This window comes from Spirosoma areae, assembly GCF_054781775.1.
The window spans coordinates 112,194-129,642 of record NZ_BAAGTT010000029.1 but is presented as its reverse complement, the minus strand read 5'-3'; the positions used below and the strand labels follow the sequence as shown (position 1 = coordinate 129,642).

Genomic DNA, 17,449 nt, shown 5'->3' with positions numbered 1-17,449 from the left:
CTTACATAGGCAGCGATTCGGGTTCGATTTCGGCAGGCTTAGCTTCTTTGCCAATCTCCTCTTTAATCTCTTCGGCTACCGCTTTATTCTTGTAGGCCTGGTAAACCGTTTCGCGCTCAAAAGGACGTTTGCCAATCAACCGAACCAGATCGTTTTGGTACAGAATCTCTTTTTCAAGCAATTCTTTGGCGATAATTTCCAACGCTTCACGGTGTTCGGCCAGCATGTCTTTCGTGCGACTATACGCTATATCGACAATCTTGCGAACTTCCTCGTCAATAAACTTAGCCGTCTCTTCCGAATACGGTTTATTAAATGCGTAGTCCGACTGTTTCGAGTCGTAGAACGATACATTGCCGATCTTATCATTCATGCCGTACATGGTTACCATGCTATAGGCCAGTTTGGTAATACGCTCCAGATCGCTCAGAGCACCCGTCGATACTTTACCAAAAACGATGTCTTCAGCCGCCCGGCCACCTAAGGCCATGCACATTTCGTCCATGAGTTGCTCAGTACGATACAGATACTGCTCACGCGGCAAATACTGTGCATATCCCAGCGAGGACACGCCACGGGGCACAATCGTTACTTTCACGAGTGGATCAGCATGTTCGAGAAACCAGCCAGCCACCGCGTGTCCGGCTTCATGATAGGCAACGATTTCTTTCTCTTCAGGTGAGATGATTTTGTTCTTCTTTTCCAGCCCGCCAATAACCCGGTCCATAGCACTCTGAAAATCCCGCATATCAACGGCTTCTTTGTCGCTGCGGGCAGCAATCAGGGCGGCTTCGTTGCACACGTTGGCAATTTCGGCCCCGGCAAAGCCTGGCGTTTGAGCCGCTAACTCCCGCGGGTCAACATCGGGTGCCAGTTTAATTGGCTTCAGGTGTACCCGGAAGATAGCTTCCCGGCCAACCAGATCGGGTTTGTCAATGCTAATCTGGCGGTCGAAGCGGCCAGGACGTGATAATGCCGAGTCGAGCACATCGGGGCGGTTCGTTGCAGCCAGGATAATGATCCCCGAATCGGTAGCGAAACCATCCATTTCAACCAGCAGCGAGTTCAACGTGTTTTCGCGCTCGTCGTTGGCGCCGGGCATCGAACCACGGCCCCGCGAACGGCCAACGGCGTCGATCTCGTCGATAAAGATGATACAGGGAGCTTTCTCTTTAGCCTGTTTGAAGAGGTCACGCACACGGGCCGCGCCAACGCCAACAAACATCTCAACAAAGTCAGACCCCGACAGCGAGAAGAACGGAACGCCCGCTTCTCCGGCTACTGCCTTCGCCAGTAAGGTTTTACCCGTACCTGGAGGGCCAATCAGCAGTGCACCTTTGGGAATCTTCGCACCGAGTTTGGTAAACTTGGTTGGATTCTTCAGATAATCAACGATTTCTTTAATCTCTTCTTTAGCTTCGTCCAGGCCAGCGACATCATTAAAGGTAATTTTTACCTTATTGTCTGCGTCAAAAAGTGCTGCTTTCGACTTGCCGATGTTGAAAATCTGACCACCCGGACCGCCTGCACCCGACATTCGGCCGAGCAGAAAGTACATGGCCAGAATCATAACGATCAGGAATCCCCACGAGCCAATCCACTGGCCCCAGTCGCCCCGTTGTTCAAATTTGTAGTCGATTTTCTCGTTATCAGAAACACCCTGCTGAAAAGCGTCCAAATCCTTCTTGAAGGTTTCACCCGACGCTATCTGAAACTGAAAATGGGGGCCACGATCAGAACCAAAATAAGGTTTATCGGCAAAAAGACCCCGATATTTTGGGCTTTGCGCGGCTTGCTGGGTCAGGGTTACTTCGGCTATTTTGTCATTAACAACGATTACCTCGGCCACCTCCCGATCTTTCACCATCCGTTCAAACCGCTTCTGCGTCGTTTCGCGAGTGGCTGAGCTTTTGTTAAAAAAGGTAATGCCAAGAATGGCGGCAATGAGTAAGGCGACAATCCAGCCCTGAAAGTTGGGCTTGCGTGGCCCGCCACGGGGAACTAACGGATTTCTATTATTTTCTGCCATTTCTTCAGATTGTACAAACGTATTTAAAACGTAACAACGTTTCGTAAATGAAGGTTTCTATTACGAAACGGATGGGATAGACGGTTACTCGTCCCCACAAGCGGCCCAACCTGAGCCTATTCTGTTTAAGGCACCTGCCTGCCACTGAAACGCTATTGGGTGCTAATCAACTACCATTTAAGACGTTGCGGCAAGGGCGCTGTCTTCAACCAGGTGAATTTCAGCATCGCCCCAAAGCTGTTCAAGGTCGTAGAAGGATCGGCGGTCTTTTTTAAAGACGTGAGCGACCACATCGACATAGTCTAACAGAATCCATTCCCTGTTTAGTTTACCTTCTTTATGCCAGGGGTCCTGATGACTGGCCTTGTATACTTCTTCTTCTACCGAAGTCGAAATTGCGTCAATCTGCGTGTCGGAGTTACCCGAACAAATGACAAAATAGTCGCAGATGGCGTTTTTAACATTACGCAGGTCCATCACAACGATGTCCTGTCCTTTTTTCTCCTGCATACCCCGCACAACGAAATCGCGGATTTGCTGGGCGGTAAATTCTTTGTTTTTGTTAATTCTCATGCTTTCGGTTTAACATTGCACGATGAGCCAATCAGCGGGTACGATGCCTGAAAAGGGCAAGGCGTACCATTCATTCACGCTCTATTCTACTAAACTAAACAATAGTTTGTACAAAATCTATCCCAAAACGTTATTTATTGGACAAATAATCCAATACCTGCCAACCTGTCAGTCTACTAACGACGAAGCGTCTGCTTTGATTGCCCAAACTGACCCTGCCGAAGGTACTGTTGTCATCACGGATCAGCAAACGGCTGGGCGGGGGCAGCGCGGCAATCAGTGGGAAACTCAATCGGGTCAGAACCTGACACTGTCGGTCGTTTTAAAACCTTCTTTTCTGGCTGCAACGGATCAGTTTTGGCTCAATATGGCTATTTCACTGGGCATTTTCGATACACTGCAACCACTCCTGGGCGATGACCTTTGTATTAAATGGCCCAACGATATTTATGTTGGCGATCAGAAAATAGGCGGTATTCTAATCGAAAACACGCTGCATGGTTCCGCCATTGCATGGTCGGTGGTGGGTATAGGCCTGAACGTAAATCAAACTGACTTCCAGTATCCAACGGCTACCTCTTTACAGCAACAGGCCCCGCTCCCAAACGCCTACGACCTGCCGGGCCTGTTGAGCCGACTGTGTGAAACGCTGGAACAGCGGTATCTGCAACTCCGCTCCGGACAGCGTGACAGTCTCAAAATCAATTATTTACAGACCTTATACCGGTATCAGCAGGAGCATACGTTCGAGAGCAAAGGCCGCTCCTTCCGGGGCATTATTGTAGGTATTGACGCTGCCGGTCGGCTGGCCATCGCCGAGAACGGGCAGATGCGGTATTTTGGCTTTAAGGAAGTGAGCTTTTTAATGATGAATGATGAATGATTTTTTTGCACAATTATTCATTATTCACAGGACTTACGCAAAATTACCCCCAACCCCCTGAAGGGGGCTTTGCTCGTGCTCGAATTAAGTCCCCTTTAGGGGATTTAGGGGTTGTTGCGTAAGTCATTATTCATTATTACTTAATAGCTTCCTCCACTGGGTTGCCGATGCAGCCGCTGGGTTCGAGAAGGCCAAGGAGGGCCGTTATCGTTGGTGCAATGTCGTGGATGTGCGTTCGGCGGAAGGTCTGGCCCGGACGAATGCCCCAGCCATAAAGCAGGAACGGAACGTGCGTATCGTAGGCGTAAGTTGTGCCATGGGTTGTGCCTTTGGTGCGGCCCTCTATCCATCCGGGTGCCTGCATCACGTAGAAATCGCCACTGCGGTTCGGGTGATACACATTTCGGAATAGGTTCGCCTGCAATTCGGGCAGCGCTTCCGCCCCAAGGTTGTGTAGATTGACTACATTCACTACCCCTTTCTGTTTTAACAGCACCACCCGAAGCAACTCATATACCTCCTGCATTGCCATTTTTTTCTCGGCCAGCAGTGCATGATTCAGATACACCTGCTGATTAACATACGACAGCATCCACTGCCCTGGCCCGTACCTTTTTTCAAGTGTGGCCTTAACGCTTTCGCCAACTTCGCCGTAGCCTTTTACGCCCGATGGCAGTCGGTACTGCTGTAGAAAACCAGGTGCATCAACTACGCCGTGATCGGCCGACAGAAACGACAGCCACTGACCTTTGCCAACAGTAGCATCCAACTGAGTAAAGAGGTCGGCCAACTGCCGGTCGAGCCGGATGTACTGATCTTCCGTTTCAATGGCATGCGTACCGAAGCCATGACCCACGTAGTCGGGCGATGAGAAACTAACACAGAGCATGTCGGTCACGCCACGCTGGCCCAACTGCTCGCCTTTGAGCGCTGCCAGGGCGAACTCTTTCGTTAGCTGGTCGCCATACGGACTGGTGCGTAATACTTCGTACTTGCTACTCCCCGTCTGAACAATAAATTCATGCGGAAAAACGGGTTTGGCTTCGCCCGGCAACGAGGCTTCATAAACCTGGTCATCACTGGTGCTTTCGGTGTATTGATTCAGTGGAAGTGTGGGTTCCCATTTCTGGCTGATAAACTGTTCAGGCAGTTTTCGGGCGTTGAATGCCTGTACCCATTGGGGCAGTTCCTGCTGGTAAAACGTGCTGCTAATGAAGTTGCCATCTTTTGAGTCGAACCAATAGGCCGCGTTGGCTGCGTGTCCGGCAGGCAGAATGGCTCCCCGGTCTTTCAGCGCAATACCAACCACTTTAGCCCGGCCATCGGTGGCCAGTTTAAGTTGATCGCCAATGGTGGTCACCAACAGGTTACGGGGCGACATTTTACCGGCCGAACCCGTGTTTCCTACTGTGCTAACGGTGGTATCTTCGGCGCAGTACATCAATCGACCGACGTTGCGCTCGTAGAAATCATTACCGACGATGCCGTTCAGGGCCGGGGCCGAGCCGGTATAGATAGCCGCGTGACCAGGTCCGGTGTAGGTAGCCGCATAGTGATAGTGGTTATTGCGGGCACTGAATCCCTCGTCCATCATGCGCCGAAACCCGCCCCCGCTGGAAGCTGCCGTGCCAAATTTATCGTAATACCGGTGCAGATAGTCATAGCGCATCTGATCGATAACAATACCCACGACAAGCTTGGGTGGGGCCAACCGCTGATTCGACGTATTGGCTTTGGCCGTTGATGTGGTTTGGGATTGAGCAATTGCTGCTGTGCCAAGCAGAACGAGAAAAAGGGGGGCAATCAGGCGCATCATGCCATATAGTTGAGGTACGTATCCGCAAATGTACAAACAATTTGATGGGTGAGGGAGGGTATCCGAATGAAGCATTTGTGAACATACGCCCGGCGAGCCGGGCGTTAATCCAGCCTAATTAGCCTGTAAACTATTTCTAACTTTACCCGTACCGATTGTGTTGCTATAAAAACGGCTCCTTTGGCTGAATACTATTTTATGATTCAACTTACCGGCCCGGCTACATTCTGGCTGACAGCCTTACTTTTTTTTATCGCTATTTTTGGACGGTACGTTTTGTTCTCATTGACCTTCTGGTGGTTGTTTAACGTATCAATGAAAGAACAGTTTGCTCATCGGGCTGTGCAAACGCGTCCTCGTAAGGCTGGTCAGGACCGCCGTGAGATTGGCTGGTCGGTGCTGACCTCGCTCATTTTTACGGTTCTGGGGCTGGCTGTCATGCTGGCGTTCCAGAACGGATACACCCTGATTTACACGGATTTGCGAGCTTACCCTTTACTTTGGTATCCGGGCAGTATTTTGCTGGTGTTGTTTATCCACGAAACCTATTATTACTGGCTTCATCGCTGGATGCACCGGCCCGGTGTATATCGCTGGGTGCATAAAACCCATCACGACAGCATCACAACGTCGCCCTGGACCGCCTTTTCTTTTCATCCGACTGAGAGCACGCTACAGGCAATTCTCATTCCAGTTGTGGTGTTTGTGCTGCCGCTGCATAGTACAGCCGTTGGAATACTGCTCATCATTATGACCCTATCGAGCGCGATCAATCACCTGAACACCGAAATTTATCCTCGTAATTTCGACCGGCACTGGCTGGGACGATGGCTCATTGGCGCCACCCACCATAGTTTGCATCACACGCAGTTTCGGTTCAACTATGGTCTGTATTTTACCTTCTGGGATAAATGGATGAAGACCGAAAGCCCCGATTTTCACCAGTTGTTTGGGGAGAAAACAAAGAAAATCGGGAAGCGTGCAGGCTAATGTTTCGTAGTATATCAGAACAGTATAGGTAAGCCAGTACCAGCAAAATACCCATTTATAGAAAACCCTCTAAAACGCTTATATTTGACTATCAGTACTATCCGGTAAAATGACTTACACAGACGTTGATTTCGCAAAAGATATTGAACGGGTAAAGAAAATTCCCATGATATCTACGCTGCTTGATGTCGTGTGCCAGACAACAGGAATGGGGTTTGCCGCTATTGCCCGTGTGACTCAGGATAGGTGGATTGCGTGCAGTGTTCGTGACGATATTCAATTCGGGCTGCTACCCGGTGGTGAACTCCAGGTAGGAACAACCATTTGTGATGAAATTCGGGATACTCATCAACCTGTCATCATCGATCATGTACAGGAAAGTGAAACGTACTGTACGCATCACACCCCCTTGATGTATGGGTTTCAGAGTTATATCTCATTTCCCATTATTCTCAAAACGGGCGAATTTTTTGGTACTCTTTGCGCTATCGACCCCAGACCGGCACAGCTCGAAAATTCAAAAATTATTGGGATGTTCAGTTTGTTTGCCGATTTAATCTCTTTTCATCTGCAACAAATCGAGTTATTGGAACAAAGTCAGCTTACAATAACCGAGCAGATAGCAGCCCAACAGCGGATTGAAGAAAGTGAAAACCGGTACCGGAATTTGTCGGATGAGTTGGAGCAACAGGTTCAGGCACGCACCCGTTCATTGCAGGAATCTGTTTACGATCTCCAGCGTTCTAATGCAAATCTGCAGCAGTTCGCCTACGTCGCCAGTCATGATTTACAAGAGCCTTTGCGTAAAATTCAGTCCTTTGGCGATCTGCTTCGGACCAGGCACGCGGCTGAGTTGGGTGAAGGCATCGACCTGCTGACGCGGATGCAGACGGCCGCAGCTCGAATGTCGGTCCTGATTAAAGATTTATTGGCTTTCGCCCGAATATCCATCCGGCAGGAATCGGATTTGCCCGTTTCGTTGAACCAGGTGATTGATACGGTATTACAGGATTTAGACATGCCAATCCGGGAAGCCAGTGCCCAGCTCTACGTGGTTCCTTTACCTGTGGTGCAAGGTAACTACAGACAGTTAGAGCAACTCTTTCAAAACCTGCTCAGCAACGCCTTGAAGTTTCGTCGGATGGATTCGTCCGGCGTGCCGGTGCCGCCCCAGATTCGGGTAAGTACCCAATCTGTGGCGGCAACCGAATTGCCCTCATTGGTCAGTCCTGCCCGAAAAACCAAAATGTACCATCGGATTGAGGTGACCGACAACGGTATCGGTTTTGACGAGAAATATTTGGATCGTGTCTTTCAGGTTTTTCAGCGATTGCACACCAAAAACGAGTTTTCAGGTACGGGCATTGGGTTGGCCATCTGCGAAAAAGTCGTTATCAATCATGGGGGAGCCATTACGGCTGTAAGCCAGCCTGGTCAGGGAACGACGTTTCAGGTTTATTTGCCAGCAATGGGCAATTGATTTTCCAGGATAAGTAGAACGCAATCATAAACGTACTATGCCCGTCGTAGGGCTGGAAAAATAGTATTTATCCCACGATAACGACTCGGCCTCGTCTACTTTTTTACGTTCATTTGCTCCGGTCAATAGTGTACTGCACTAACTGATGCAATGACTGGCGGTAGGCCGAATCGGGAAAGGAGTTTAGAAGAATCTGCGCTTCGGCTACGTAGCGGTTCATGGCTTCGGTAGCATAGTCAATACCCCCTGAGTTTTTCACGAAGGCAATCACTTCGTTCACTTTTTTGGGATTCTCGCTCTCGTTTTTAACGATATTGATGATCCGGCGTTTCTCCATAAACCCAGACTTATTAAGCGCATAGATAAGCGGCAGGGTCATCTTTTTCTCTTTGATGTCGATGCCAAGCGGCTTACCAATCTCCGCCGTACCATAGTCGAACAGGTCGTCTTTGATCTGGAAGGCAATACCAACTTTTTCGCCAAACGTCCGGGCCTTCCCGACCGTATCCTGATCAACACCCACCGACCGCGCCCCAACCGCGCAGCAGGCTGCAATGAGCGAAGCTGTTTTCTGACGGATAATCTCGTAATAAACGGCCTCCGTAATGTCTAACCGGCGGGCCTTCTCAATTTGAAGCAGTTCCCCCTCACTAATTTCCCGCACGGCCGTCGACACGAGTTGAAGCAGGTCGAAATCACCATGATCGACGGAGAGCAGCAGCCCGCGCGACAGGAGGTAATCGCCCACCAGCACGGCTACTTTATTTTTCCAGAGTGCATTGATCGAGAAGAATCCCCGCCGGTAATTTGAGTCATCCACCACGTCGTCGTGAACAAGCGTAGCCGTATGCAGGAGTTCAATAAGCGATGCCCCGCGGTAGGTAGATTCGGTAATTTGCCCGCAAACACCGGCCATCAGAAACACAAACATGGGGCGAAGTTGCTTCCCCTTGCGCTTCACGATGTAATTCATGATTTGGTCGAGCAGCATCACGTCGCTTTTCATCTGACCCCGGAATTTTTGCTCGAACAACGCCATCTCGACAGCGATTGGGGCCTGTATGTCAGCGACGGTAAGGGGCATTGGTAAAGTCGTAAGTTGTAAGTCATCAGTCGTAAGTAAGTCGTTAACTTTTGCCGCTGCTTACGACTGATGACTTACAACTTACGACTATTCTTCGGCAAGTATAGTAAGGAAAGCGCAGACCCCGAAAAGCCGTTTAGAAAACCAGGATACCTTTCGGACAACTATCTCCCCCGATTCGTTTTGTTTATTGCCTGAAAAACCGCAACTTACCATCCATGTAGGTCATTTTGTTCTACCAGTATACGTCTTTATGATTGATAATCCGACCCCGCCTGTTCCAAAACGAGCCGCCGTTCCGCCCCCCACCCAACCACCCATTAAAGCGCTTGTGCTGGGGGGAGGCTCGCTTAAAGGTGCGTTTCAGGTTGGTGCCGCTATGGCCCTGTTTGAATCAGGGTTTGTACCTGATCAACTCTACGGCATTTCGGTAGGTAGCCTTAACGCCACGTTTCTGGCCAACGAATCGGCACGCCAGCAGGCCGAAACGGGCCAGGTCGACTGGGTAAAAGTTGGTAAATACCTGATCGAGTTCTGGATTCGGAACATTACCAAGCCCAGTGATGTGGCGGTCATCCGTTCGCGATTTCGCATGGGTTACAACACGGTTATGAGTCGGTTTGAGGGCTTACTCGACAATTCGCCCATCAAGGCTCTCATTCGGAATCATGTTGATCTTGAAGCTATTAAAACCGGCCCCGTGAGCATTAAAGTGGGCGCGGTCGATATTATCGAGGGCGACATGTGCTATGCCGACGCCCATGATCCTAATTTTTTAGATTACGTCTATGCCAGCAGTTCACTACCTTTCCTGATGCCTGCCGTACAAATCGGGGGCGACCACCGGCGGGCCTTTTTAGATGGTGGACTCCGGGAGGTAGCTCCTCTGCGGGTGGCTATTGAAGACGGAGCAACGACTATTGTTTGCGTGGCCTGTCATTCCAAAAAGATTTACAACGAAAATTTCAACTACCGAAACCTGCTAAACCTGGCCGACCGGGTTAAAGACATTACAGTCAATCAATTAGTTAATAATGATATTGCCTGGGCCGAACGGTTTGCCGAGCGGGAGAAACTACATGGACGTGCTTTAGAGTTGACCATCATTCGCCCAACGGAACCGCTTTCCCTGAACCTGATGAAATTCACTTCCGAGGACATCGGCCGGATGATTGTGCAGGGCTATCAGGCCGGAACGGACATGCTTAAAACCAATCGGGTGGCGGGCAATTCGGCCATTATGCCCTGATGGAAGGCTCTTTTCTCAATCGGGTGGCGAGCGATAAGGTCATTCGGCGGTAAGTTATACTCTTCTTTACAAATTGGGTTCAGCGCACTATATTTACATAGAAACCAATGGTTTAGTATGAACACGATTGAACTTAAAACAAACCTACACCGCCTGATTGATCAACTTAACGATAATGTTGTTCTTCAGGCTCATCTGACGCTATTAAGTCGGGAAGTTGCTCAACAATCCGACGATTTTTGGGATGACCTATCCCCTAATCAGCAAGCATCCATCAACCGGGGATTAGCGGATTTAGCGGCCGGACGCCGGAAATCGTTTGCCGACATTCAAACGAAATATGCCGAATGACCGTTTATTTTTCTGCTGAAGCTGAGAGTCAATTAGACGAGTTGGCTACTTATTTAGGTGAGGCATGGTCACAAAAAACTAAGACAGACTTTTTGGCTTTATTATCTGACAAATTAGAATTGATCAGCCAAATGCCTGAAATGTATCGCAAATCAGAAAAACGTCCGGGACTTCGTGAGTGTGTAATCAATAAACAAGCAATTCTCTACTATCAAATACAGCCTGAAGCTATAGAAGTTGTGGCCATTTTATCGACTCGTCGTGGTAGTGATGAGTAGCTTAACTTAATGAAATTTACGTCTGATAACATCGGCCGGATGATTGTACAGGGCTATCAGGCCGGAACGGACATGCTTAAAACCAATCGGGTGGCGGGTAATTTGGCCATTATGCCCTGATGGAATGAGCATAAACAAAAATCCCCCGCGCACGCAAGGTGGCGGGGGATTTTCATGCGTTATCGAATTGACTTAGTTGAAGCTATACCGCAAACCCAACTGCGCCTGCCACACGTTGTTGACCGAAGCATTCGGCGTGAAGGAGTCTCTAAGCAAAATCGTTTTGTTAACCCCACCGTCCTGAATTACCTGTGTGGCTAACCGGTATTGGGGAACCCCTGCGGCACTGACGCTTGCTAAGGCCAGCGGGTTAAATGTAGTTGCATTATTCCCCAGACCAGACGTACCACCGAAAATCAGGTTACCCGCGTTTAAAATGTCAGCACGAACCTGAATCGTATTGCGCTTGCCTTTAGCGCCTACGGCAATATAGAATTCCTGAATAACCGTGAGGTCCAGCCGGGTCAGCCAGGGGAAAGCGCCACCATTTCGCTCGGCATACTGACCCCGGCGGGTTTTCAGGTAGTCATTTCCATTGATGTACGATTCAAACGCTGCACTCTGTTGCTCCGGTGTGTACGTTACCGACGAAGGTCCCGTTCCCACTACGAGTGACGCAAATGACAGTTCCGACGCGTTCCGGGGCACATAAATCAGGTCGTTGGTTGTTTGCCCGTCCCCGTTCAGGTCCTGGTTGAGCGTATAGGAGATTTTACCACCACTGGCCGAGATAAGCCCGAGTGTGAAGGTAGTCGAGCCGCCAACCTTACCGCCATAGTTGAGCCGGTAGTTCGCCAGCCCCACAATCCGGTGGCGCAGGTCATTGTCCGAGTAGCTTAAGGGCAAATAGTTCTGGCCTCCTACCGACGGCACGTTAGCCTGCACCGTACTGCCTACAAAGGCTATATCTCTTGCCTCGCCGTAGGTATAGGATGCCATAAAACCAAACCCGCGGGTAGCCGGTTTCTCTAACTTAACCGTGGCAATGTAAGAATTACCCAATTTCGTGTTTTTCAGCACAAACACGTTCGAGATAGATGGGTTATAAAAACGGGCAATAGCCACCGTATTAGCAGCTCCTGTACCGGTGCTGACTACGTTCGAAGCCGGAAAGCGGTCGCGCGTGTCAGGACCGGTGAAATCACGATCCGGGGCTTTCAGGTTGGCGTCGAGATAGCGCAACGCATTCAGCGTCTTGTTATAGATAAACTCTACAGTTCCGATTAGCCCGAACGGCAGTTTCTGATCGACAGCAATGTTCGTTTTCCAGATTTGCGGATACTTCAGGTTTGCGTCCGATGCGTTGATAACATAAGGCGGCAACTTGGTAATGTCTGTCCCGCTGGTTGGGATATACCGGCTTGGGTCGGTTGTAAAGGCATAATCCTTCGTATTAGTCACGTTAATGACGGCGGTATTAACACCATTGTTACCCAACTGATTGGAAATCAACACTTCCGGAATACGCGAGATGAAAAGCCCGGTCCCTCCACGAATCTGCGTTGTCTTATCGCCTTTCACGTCGAAATTAAAGCCTAACCGGGGAGACAGTAGCAAACTGGCTTTCGGGTATGTGCCGGTTGAGACCTTGTATGGTTGATCATTTTCATCGCGGAAGGTCAGGCCTGCTACCACCGGGTTGTTAAAGTCTTTCGCCGTCGAGTTATCATAGGCAAAAATGTCTCCCCGGAGACCAAGTGTCAGCTTAAAATTCGGATTAACCTGAAACTCATCCTGTACGTAAGCACTGTACAAATTCCGCTTCAGGGTCTGCAACGGCTCACCACCGCCCGGTATTAACGAGTAGCGCAGGTTGTAGCGGTTAACGGTAACCGGCGAGGTCACGCTATTCGGGCTTGTCAGGAATGCCTGAGCCGCCGTTTTGAAATCAGCAATAGAGTTGTACACATACACCCCATTGGACGACGGGAAAAACACGTTATTCGACGTGAAGTGCTCATATACGGCTCCAAACGTGAGTGTGTGCTTACCAGCAAAGTAGCTGAAGTTATTGGTGATGTTAAACGTCGAATAATTTAGTTTGTTATTCGGCGTGAACGGATCGAAACCAATGGCTGTGTAGGTGCTGCCATCTTTCAAAATGTCGACTGTTGGAAAAACCCCGGTTCGGTAAGTACGGTCCTCAATTTGCTTATTGTAAGTAACAATAAAATCATTGGCCATTTTGCCGCCGAAATTAGAGGTCAGCTCAGCCGCAATGGATCGCGTGTTGTCAGCAATGAGATAGCCCGTGTTTTCGCCCGACATCGCCAGGTTACTGTTTGTCCGGTTGCCGTTACCGGCCGTATTGCTGCTGTTACTTCCGCTAATAAGCTGCTCTGATTCTGAATCGTGGTGCGAGTAGCGAACCGACAGTTTATGATTGTCGTTGATATTATAATCAAGCCGGACAAGTCCTTTTTTACTTTTTACATCGTTGTTATACCCATCCAGAGCGCCTAAATCGTAATTAAAATTGGTCTGGAGAAACTGGCTGAGGTCCTGTAAATCAGACGCCAGAACACGCGACACGTTTGAGCCAGCGGCACCCCGGTCCAGCGACCAGGTTAAGGCAGGTGTACTGCTCTTGAACTGTTCGGCATTGATAAAGAAGAACAGTTTATTTTTGATGATCGGCCCGCCTAACCGGAACCCATACGTGTTCTCGCTAATGTTTGGCTTAGGCGTCAGATCAGCGCCATTAGCTTTCTGACCTACAAAATCACTAGTGCGGAAAAGCGTATACACCGAACCGGAAAATTCGTTCGTTCCCGACCGCGTAACGGCGTTGATACCAGCTCCCGTAAAGCCCGACTGGCGAACGTCGAATGGAGCGACATTGACTTGAACCTGATCCAAAGCGTCTAACGACACCGCCGTCGTACCCGTCCGGCCACCGGCTGCTGCCTGGTTACCCAATCCAAAACCGTTATTGAACACCGATCCATCGATGGTGATGTTGTTAAAACGACTGTCCTGACCGGCAAACGACTGACCATTGCCATAGGCATTATATTTGGTGATGTCGTTAATGGTCCGGCCAATGGTTGGGGTCGTGTTAATGGTTTCCCGGCCAAAAGAGGCAGCGGCACCGGTGCGGTCTGAACTGAAGATGTCTGTCCGGTTGGTCGAAATAACAACCTCGCTGAGGTTAGTGCCCTCATCAACCAGTTTCACATTCACGTCGGCTGTTGTACCTAAATTGGCGAATACGTCATTCGTTATTTGTTCTTTAAAGCCCACAAACGTGACCGTGATTGTATAAGGGCCCCCAACCCGAACGGTAGGCAGGGTGTACACACCCGACGTGTTCGTGATGGTTCCATAGCGGCTACCCGACGGCGTATGGACAGCTACGACGGTAGCCCCTGGTAGTCGTTCACCTTTCTGGTCGGTTACGAAACCATTGATGGCTGCCGATGTTACCTGCGCCATCACCCCGCTCCCACTGAGAACGGACAATAGCATACTGCCGACCAGCACAAGAGCCGCCCGAAAATGCAGTAATTTTTTAGACATAGAAGTGTTTGTTTGGTTAGTAGCCTTGAGACGCTAATCGTATTCGTTAGGTACTCAATTCATCTACAAATATGCTACTTTTTTTTCGCGTCATCAAAGACCCCCATCTTAAAAAAGTACCAATATATGAAGGAAAGTAGAGCATACTCTAAGAATATCCCTATTTCTAATCAGTTACATTATATTACTGAACGTTAAGATATTGTTAAGTTTACCGCATCATTTTGGTAGCTCTAAGTAAACAATCGAACCATTGGCCACCACCGACCGTATTTAACCAATATCCTTCAGCGGAGTTAACCTACTTCTGACTTAATTTTGTCCTGTTATGACGCTCACCGAAACAACCGCTATAAAACTTACGCAATACAGTCATGGAGCGGGCTGCGGCTGTAAGATTTCGCCTAAAATTCTGGACCAGATTCTCACCCCCGCCTACCCGTCGGACCGCCCCAAAGGGGGAGTTTTGCCGTCGCTACAGGCTCCCCTGCTGGGGGGTGGGGGGCTTTTGGTTGGTAACGACTCCCGCGATGATGCCGCCGTATTCGACCTCGGCACGGGCGAAGCCATCATCAGTACAACCGACTTTTTTATGCCCATTGTGGATGATGCGTTTGATTTCGGCCGAATTGCCTCGGCCAACGCCATCAGCGATGTGTATGCGATGGGGGGCGAACCCATTATGGCTATTGCTATTCTGGGCTGGCCAATCGATAAACTGCCGCCCGACGTGGCCGGGCAAGTGCTCGAAGGCTCACGTTCCATTTGCCGCGAAGCCGGTATTCCGCTCGCCGGAGGGCACAGCATCGACTCCCCGGAACCTATTTTTGGTCTGGCCGTAACGGGTAAAGTTCGGGTTGAGCACCTCAAACAAAACAATACTGGCACGGAAGGGTGCCGTCTCTATCTGACCAAACCCCTCGGCGTTGGCATTCTGACTACGGCTCAGAAGAAAGGAATTCTCAAACCTGAACATGCCGACATTGCGCCTAAACAAATGGCCCAACTCAACCGTTTTGGCGCGGTGTTGGGTAAACTGCCCTATGTGAAAGCCTTAACTGATGTAACAGGCTTTGGGCTATTGGGTCACCTCACCGAAATGGCCGAAGGTTCGGGTTTGAGTGCAGTTGTCCAGTTCGATGCCGTACCGAAACTGCCCATGCTGGAGGAGTATCTGGCGCAGAAAAGTTATCCCGGTGGCACCATTCGCAACTGGGATAGCTATGGCCATAAGATTGCCGAACTCACTGAAAGACAACGCTATATTCTGGCCGACCCGCAAACCTCCGGCGGGCTGCTGATTGCCGTTGAGCCAGGCAGTACAACTGAGTTTGAGCGCGTAGCCCAGGAGAATGGCTTTACGTTGCACCCCTTCGGCGAATTGATTGAGAGACGGGAAAAGGTTATTTTTGTAGATTAAAGGGTGAAAGAGCGAAAGAGTGAAAGAGCGTTTAGGTTGCTTTCGCTCTTTCACTCTTTCACGCTTGCGCTCTTTATTCAGATGAAATTATTCTTCCGTCAAATCGGCGAAACTGGCCCGGCGCTTGTTATTCTTCATGGTATTTTTGGCTCGTCGGACAACTGGCTGACCGTCAGCAAAACCATTGCCGCCCAGGGATATCGTGTATTTGCCCTCGACCAGCGCAATCATGGTCAGTCGCCCCGTTCGGATGAGCAGGATTACCAGAGTATGGCCGACGACCTGCGCGAGTTTCTGACCGATCAGCAGCTTGAAAACCCTGTTTTAGTAGGCCACTCGATGGGCGGGAAAACGGTGATGCAGTATGTGATGCTCTATCCGGGCACATTTGAAAAACTCGTTGTGGTCGATATTGCGCCCAAATTTTATCCGGTTCACCATGCCGAACTCATACGGGGCCTGAAAGCCATTGACTTGCCGGTCATCAAAAGTCGCAGCGAAGCCGACGCTGTTTTGCAGCAATACGAGCCGTTATTACCCGTGCGGCAATTTTTACTAAAAAACCTGTATCGCAACGAACAGGGCATGTTTGACTGGCGGCTGAATCTGCCCATCATTGAGCGCGAGCTACATGGCATTGGCGAAGAGTTAACCAATCCACGTATTATAACTGAGCCGACGCTCTTTATTCGGGGCAGCGAATCACCGTATATTCTGGACGAAGATATTCCGACCATCAAACGCATTTTCCCAAACGCTCAAATCGTAACCATTGAGGGCGCGGGCCACTGGGTACAGGCCGAAAAACCAGTGGAGTTTGTCGAAACATTAATGAAATTCATTGTTTAATGTTCAACGTTTCAGATTTCTGTTTGCCCAACATGGAACTTGAAGCCTGAAACAATAAAATATGCCAACCCTATACCTCATTCCTACCCTCCTCGCCGACGACACGAGCAGTCAGGTACTACCACTTCATATTCAAAGCGTTATCGAAAAAACAGATGCGTACTTTGTGGAGAATGTCCGCTCGGCCCGCCGGTTCATTACGGGCCTGAAAACAGCGCGTGTCATCGATGAAACAACGTTTTTTGACCTCGACAAAGACACACCACCCGCCGATACACGCCGACAGATTCAGGAGTTGACCGAACGGAAGCGCAACGCGGGCGTTTTATCAGAAGCGGGTTGCCCCGGTGTGGCCGACCCCGGCTCGGTCGTGGTGGGTATGGCGCACTCGCTGGGGTGGCGCGTGGAACCGCTGGTAGGGCCATCCTCTATTGTGCTGGCACTGATGGCATCGGGCATGAGCGGGCAGTCGTTTGTGTTTCATGGCTACCTCCCCATCGAAAAAGCCGACCGCGCCCGCGCCATACGGTTTCTGGAGAAAGAAGCGCAGCAACGGCTGCAAACCCAGATTTTCATGGAAACGCCGTACCGAAACGACGCCCTTTTTGCGGATATACTTGCCAACTGCCAGCCCAACACGCGCCTGTGCGTAGCCTGCAATCTGACCGCGCCCGACGCATTCGTCCGTACCTTCACTATTCGTGAATGGAAAAACCAAACGCCCGATCTCCGAAAAAAACCAACGGTGTTTCTACTTTTGTAAGTCGTTGGTCATGAGTCGTCAGTCGGTAGTGGCTGGCGCATGAGATCACTTTCGCCGGTCAGCCGGCGGGGACAGCTACTCTCAACTGACGACTAATGACTTACT

The 17,449-nt window shown here is 49.9% G+C and carries 14 protein-coding genes; 9 read left to right on the top strand and 5 right to left on the bottom strand.

Going from position 1 to position 17,449, the window contains the following annotated elements:
- Position 1: 1 nt before the first annotated feature.
- Both ftsH and rsfS read right to left on the bottom strand, forming a co-directional pair.
- Positions 2-2,029: an ATP-dependent zinc metalloprotease FtsH gene (gene ftsH / locus ACYVI1_RS17170; protein ID WP_460911958.1), complete on the bottom strand. Its 2,028-nt coding sequence runs from the start codon at positions 2,027-2,029 to the stop codon at positions 2-4.
- Between the two features lie 177 nt (positions 2,030-2,206).
- Entirely contained in the window at positions 2,207-2,602 is a 396-nt protein-coding gene (rsfS, locus tag ACYVI1_RS17165) for a ribosome silencing factor (RefSeq protein WP_460911957.1), read from the bottom strand.
- Positions 2,603-2,708: 106 nt separating this feature from the next.
- Between rsfS and ACYVI1_RS17160 the strand changes: the two genes are divergently transcribed.
- Positions 2,709-3,485, top strand: coding sequence for a biotin--[acetyl-CoA-carboxylase] ligase (locus ACYVI1_RS17160; protein WP_460912055.1), 777 nt, complete (start codon positions 2,709-2,711; stop codon positions 3,483-3,485).
- Between the two features lie 136 nt (positions 3,486-3,621).
- Here the strand turns inward: ACYVI1_RS17160 and pafA are convergent, their stop codons facing one another.
- Positions 3,622-5,298, bottom strand: a complete 1,677-nt coding sequence (gene pafA / locus ACYVI1_RS17155) for an alkaline phosphatase PafA (RefSeq protein ID WP_460912054.1) — start codon at positions 5,296-5,298, stop codon at positions 3,622-3,624.
- Positions 5,299-5,499: 201 nt separating this feature from the next.
- Here pafA and ACYVI1_RS17150 point away from each other — a divergent pair, with 201 nt between their 5' ends.
- Positions 5,500-6,291 (top strand): sterol desaturase family protein, encoded by a 792-nt coding sequence (locus ACYVI1_RS17150; protein ID WP_460911956.1) that lies wholly within the window; start codon positions 5,500-5,502, stop codon positions 6,289-6,291.
- A 109-nt stretch (positions 6,292-6,400) separates the two neighbouring features.
- Positions 6,401-7,771, top strand: a complete 1,371-nt coding sequence (locus tag ACYVI1_RS17145; protein WP_460911955.1) for a GAF domain-containing sensor histidine kinase — start codon at positions 6,401-6,403, stop codon at positions 7,769-7,771.
- 109 nt (positions 7,772-7,880) lie between these two features.
- Here ACYVI1_RS17145 and ACYVI1_RS17140 read toward each other — a convergent pair whose 3' ends face one another.
- Positions 7,881-8,855 (bottom strand): polyprenyl synthetase family protein, encoded by a 975-nt coding sequence (locus tag ACYVI1_RS17140; RefSeq protein WP_460911954.1) that lies wholly within the window; start codon positions 8,853-8,855, stop codon positions 7,881-7,883.
- 253 nt (positions 8,856-9,108) lie between these two features.
- Here ACYVI1_RS17140 and ACYVI1_RS17135 point away from each other — a divergent pair, with 253 nt between their 5' ends.
- The 3 genes from ACYVI1_RS17135 (at position 9,109) to ACYVI1_RS17125 (ending at position 10,733) form a co-directional block, all read left to right on the top strand.
- The gene (locus ACYVI1_RS17135) at positions 9,109-10,104 is read left to right on the top strand and encodes a patatin-like phospholipase family protein (RefSeq protein ID WP_460911953.1); all 996 of its coding nucleotides are present in this window, start codon (positions 9,109-9,111) and stop codon (positions 10,102-10,104) included.
- A 117-nt stretch (positions 10,105-10,221) separates the two neighbouring features.
- Positions 10,222-10,455, top strand: a complete 234-nt coding sequence (locus tag ACYVI1_RS17130; RefSeq protein ID WP_460911952.1) for a hypothetical protein — start codon at positions 10,222-10,224, stop codon at positions 10,453-10,455.
- Positions 10,452-10,733 (top strand): type II toxin-antitoxin system RelE/ParE family toxin, encoded by a 282-nt coding sequence (locus ACYVI1_RS17125; protein ID WP_460911951.1) that lies wholly within the window; start codon positions 10,452-10,454, stop codon positions 10,731-10,733. The genes ACYVI1_RS17130 and ACYVI1_RS17125 overlap by 4 nt, the downstream gene beginning before the upstream one ends.
- A gap of 192 nt (positions 10,734-10,925) precedes the next feature.
- Here ACYVI1_RS17125 and ACYVI1_RS17120 read toward each other — a convergent pair whose 3' ends face one another.
- A complete protein-coding gene (locus ACYVI1_RS17120) occupies positions 10,926-14,312 on the bottom strand; it encodes a TonB-dependent receptor (protein ID WP_460911950.1) in 3,387 nt (1,128 codons plus the stop codon).
- Between the two features lie 328 nt (positions 14,313-14,640).
- Between ACYVI1_RS17120 and selD the strand changes: the two genes are divergently transcribed.
- The 3 genes from selD to ACYVI1_RS17105 all read left to right on the top strand — a co-directional run bounded on the left by selD (position 14,641) and on the right by ACYVI1_RS17105 (position 17,344).
- Positions 14,641-15,732 carry a selenide, water dikinase SelD gene (gene selD / locus ACYVI1_RS17115; RefSeq protein ID WP_460911948.1) on the top strand — a complete coding sequence of 364 codons (1,092 nt, stop codon included), beginning with the start codon at positions 14,641-14,643 and terminating at the stop codon, positions 15,730-15,732.
- An 81-nt stretch (positions 15,733-15,813) separates the two neighbouring features.
- Complete coding sequence (locus ACYVI1_RS17110) at positions 15,814-16,581, top strand: alpha/beta fold hydrolase (protein ID WP_460911947.1); 768 nt, start codon at positions 15,814-15,816, stop codon at positions 16,579-16,581.
- A gap of 61 nt (positions 16,582-16,642) precedes the next feature.
- Positions 16,643-17,344 carry an SAM-dependent methyltransferase gene (locus ACYVI1_RS17105; RefSeq protein WP_460911946.1) on the top strand — a complete coding sequence of 234 codons (702 nt, stop codon included), beginning with the start codon at positions 16,643-16,645 and terminating at the stop codon, positions 17,342-17,344.
- Positions 17,345-17,449: the final 105 nt, after the last annotated feature.

Coding starts and splice junctions, on each gene's coding strand:
- ACYVI1_RS17120 (WP_460911950.1), bottom strand. CDS start 14,312: ATGTCTAAAAAATTACTGCATTTTCGGGCGGCTCTTGTGCTGGTCGGC.
- ACYVI1_RS17125 (WP_460911951.1), top strand. CDS start 10,452: ATGACCGTTTATTTTTCTGCTGAAGCTGAGAGTCAATTAGACGAGTTG.
- ACYVI1_RS17130 (WP_460911952.1), top strand. CDS start 10,222: ATGAACACGATTGAACTTAAAACAAACCTACACCGCCTGATTGATCAA.
- ACYVI1_RS17140 (WP_460911954.1), bottom strand. CDS start 8,855: ATGCCCCTTACCGTCGCTGACATACAGGCCCCAATCGCTGTCGAGATG.
- pafA (WP_460912054.1), bottom strand. CDS start 5,298: ATGCGCCTGATTGCCCCCCTTTTTCTCGTTCTGCTTGGCACAGCAGCA.
- rsfS (WP_460911957.1), bottom strand. CDS start 2,602: ATGAGAATTAACAAAAACAAAGAATTTACCGCCCAGCAAATCCGCGAT.
- ACYVI1_RS17145 (WP_460911955.1), top strand. CDS start 6,401: ATGACTTACACAGACGTTGATTTCGCAAAAGATATTGAACGGGTAAAG.
- selD (WP_460911948.1), top strand. CDS start 14,641: ATGACGCTCACCGAAACAACCGCTATAAAACTTACGCAATACAGTCAT.
- ACYVI1_RS17150 (WP_460911956.1), top strand. CDS start 5,500: ATGATTCAACTTACCGGCCCGGCTACATTCTGGCTGACAGCCTTACTT.
- ftsH (WP_460911958.1), bottom strand. CDS start 2,029: ATGGCAGAAAATAATAGAAATCCGTTAGTTCCCCGTGGCGGGCCACGC.
- ACYVI1_RS17105 (WP_460911946.1), top strand. CDS start 16,643: ATGCCAACCCTATACCTCATTCCTACCCTCCTCGCCGACGACACGAGC.
- ACYVI1_RS17135 (WP_460911953.1), top strand. CDS start 9,109: ATGATTGATAATCCGACCCCGCCTGTTCCAAAACGAGCCGCCGTTCCG.
- ACYVI1_RS17110 (WP_460911947.1), top strand. CDS start 15,814: ATGAAATTATTCTTCCGTCAAATCGGCGAAACTGGCCCGGCGCTTGTT.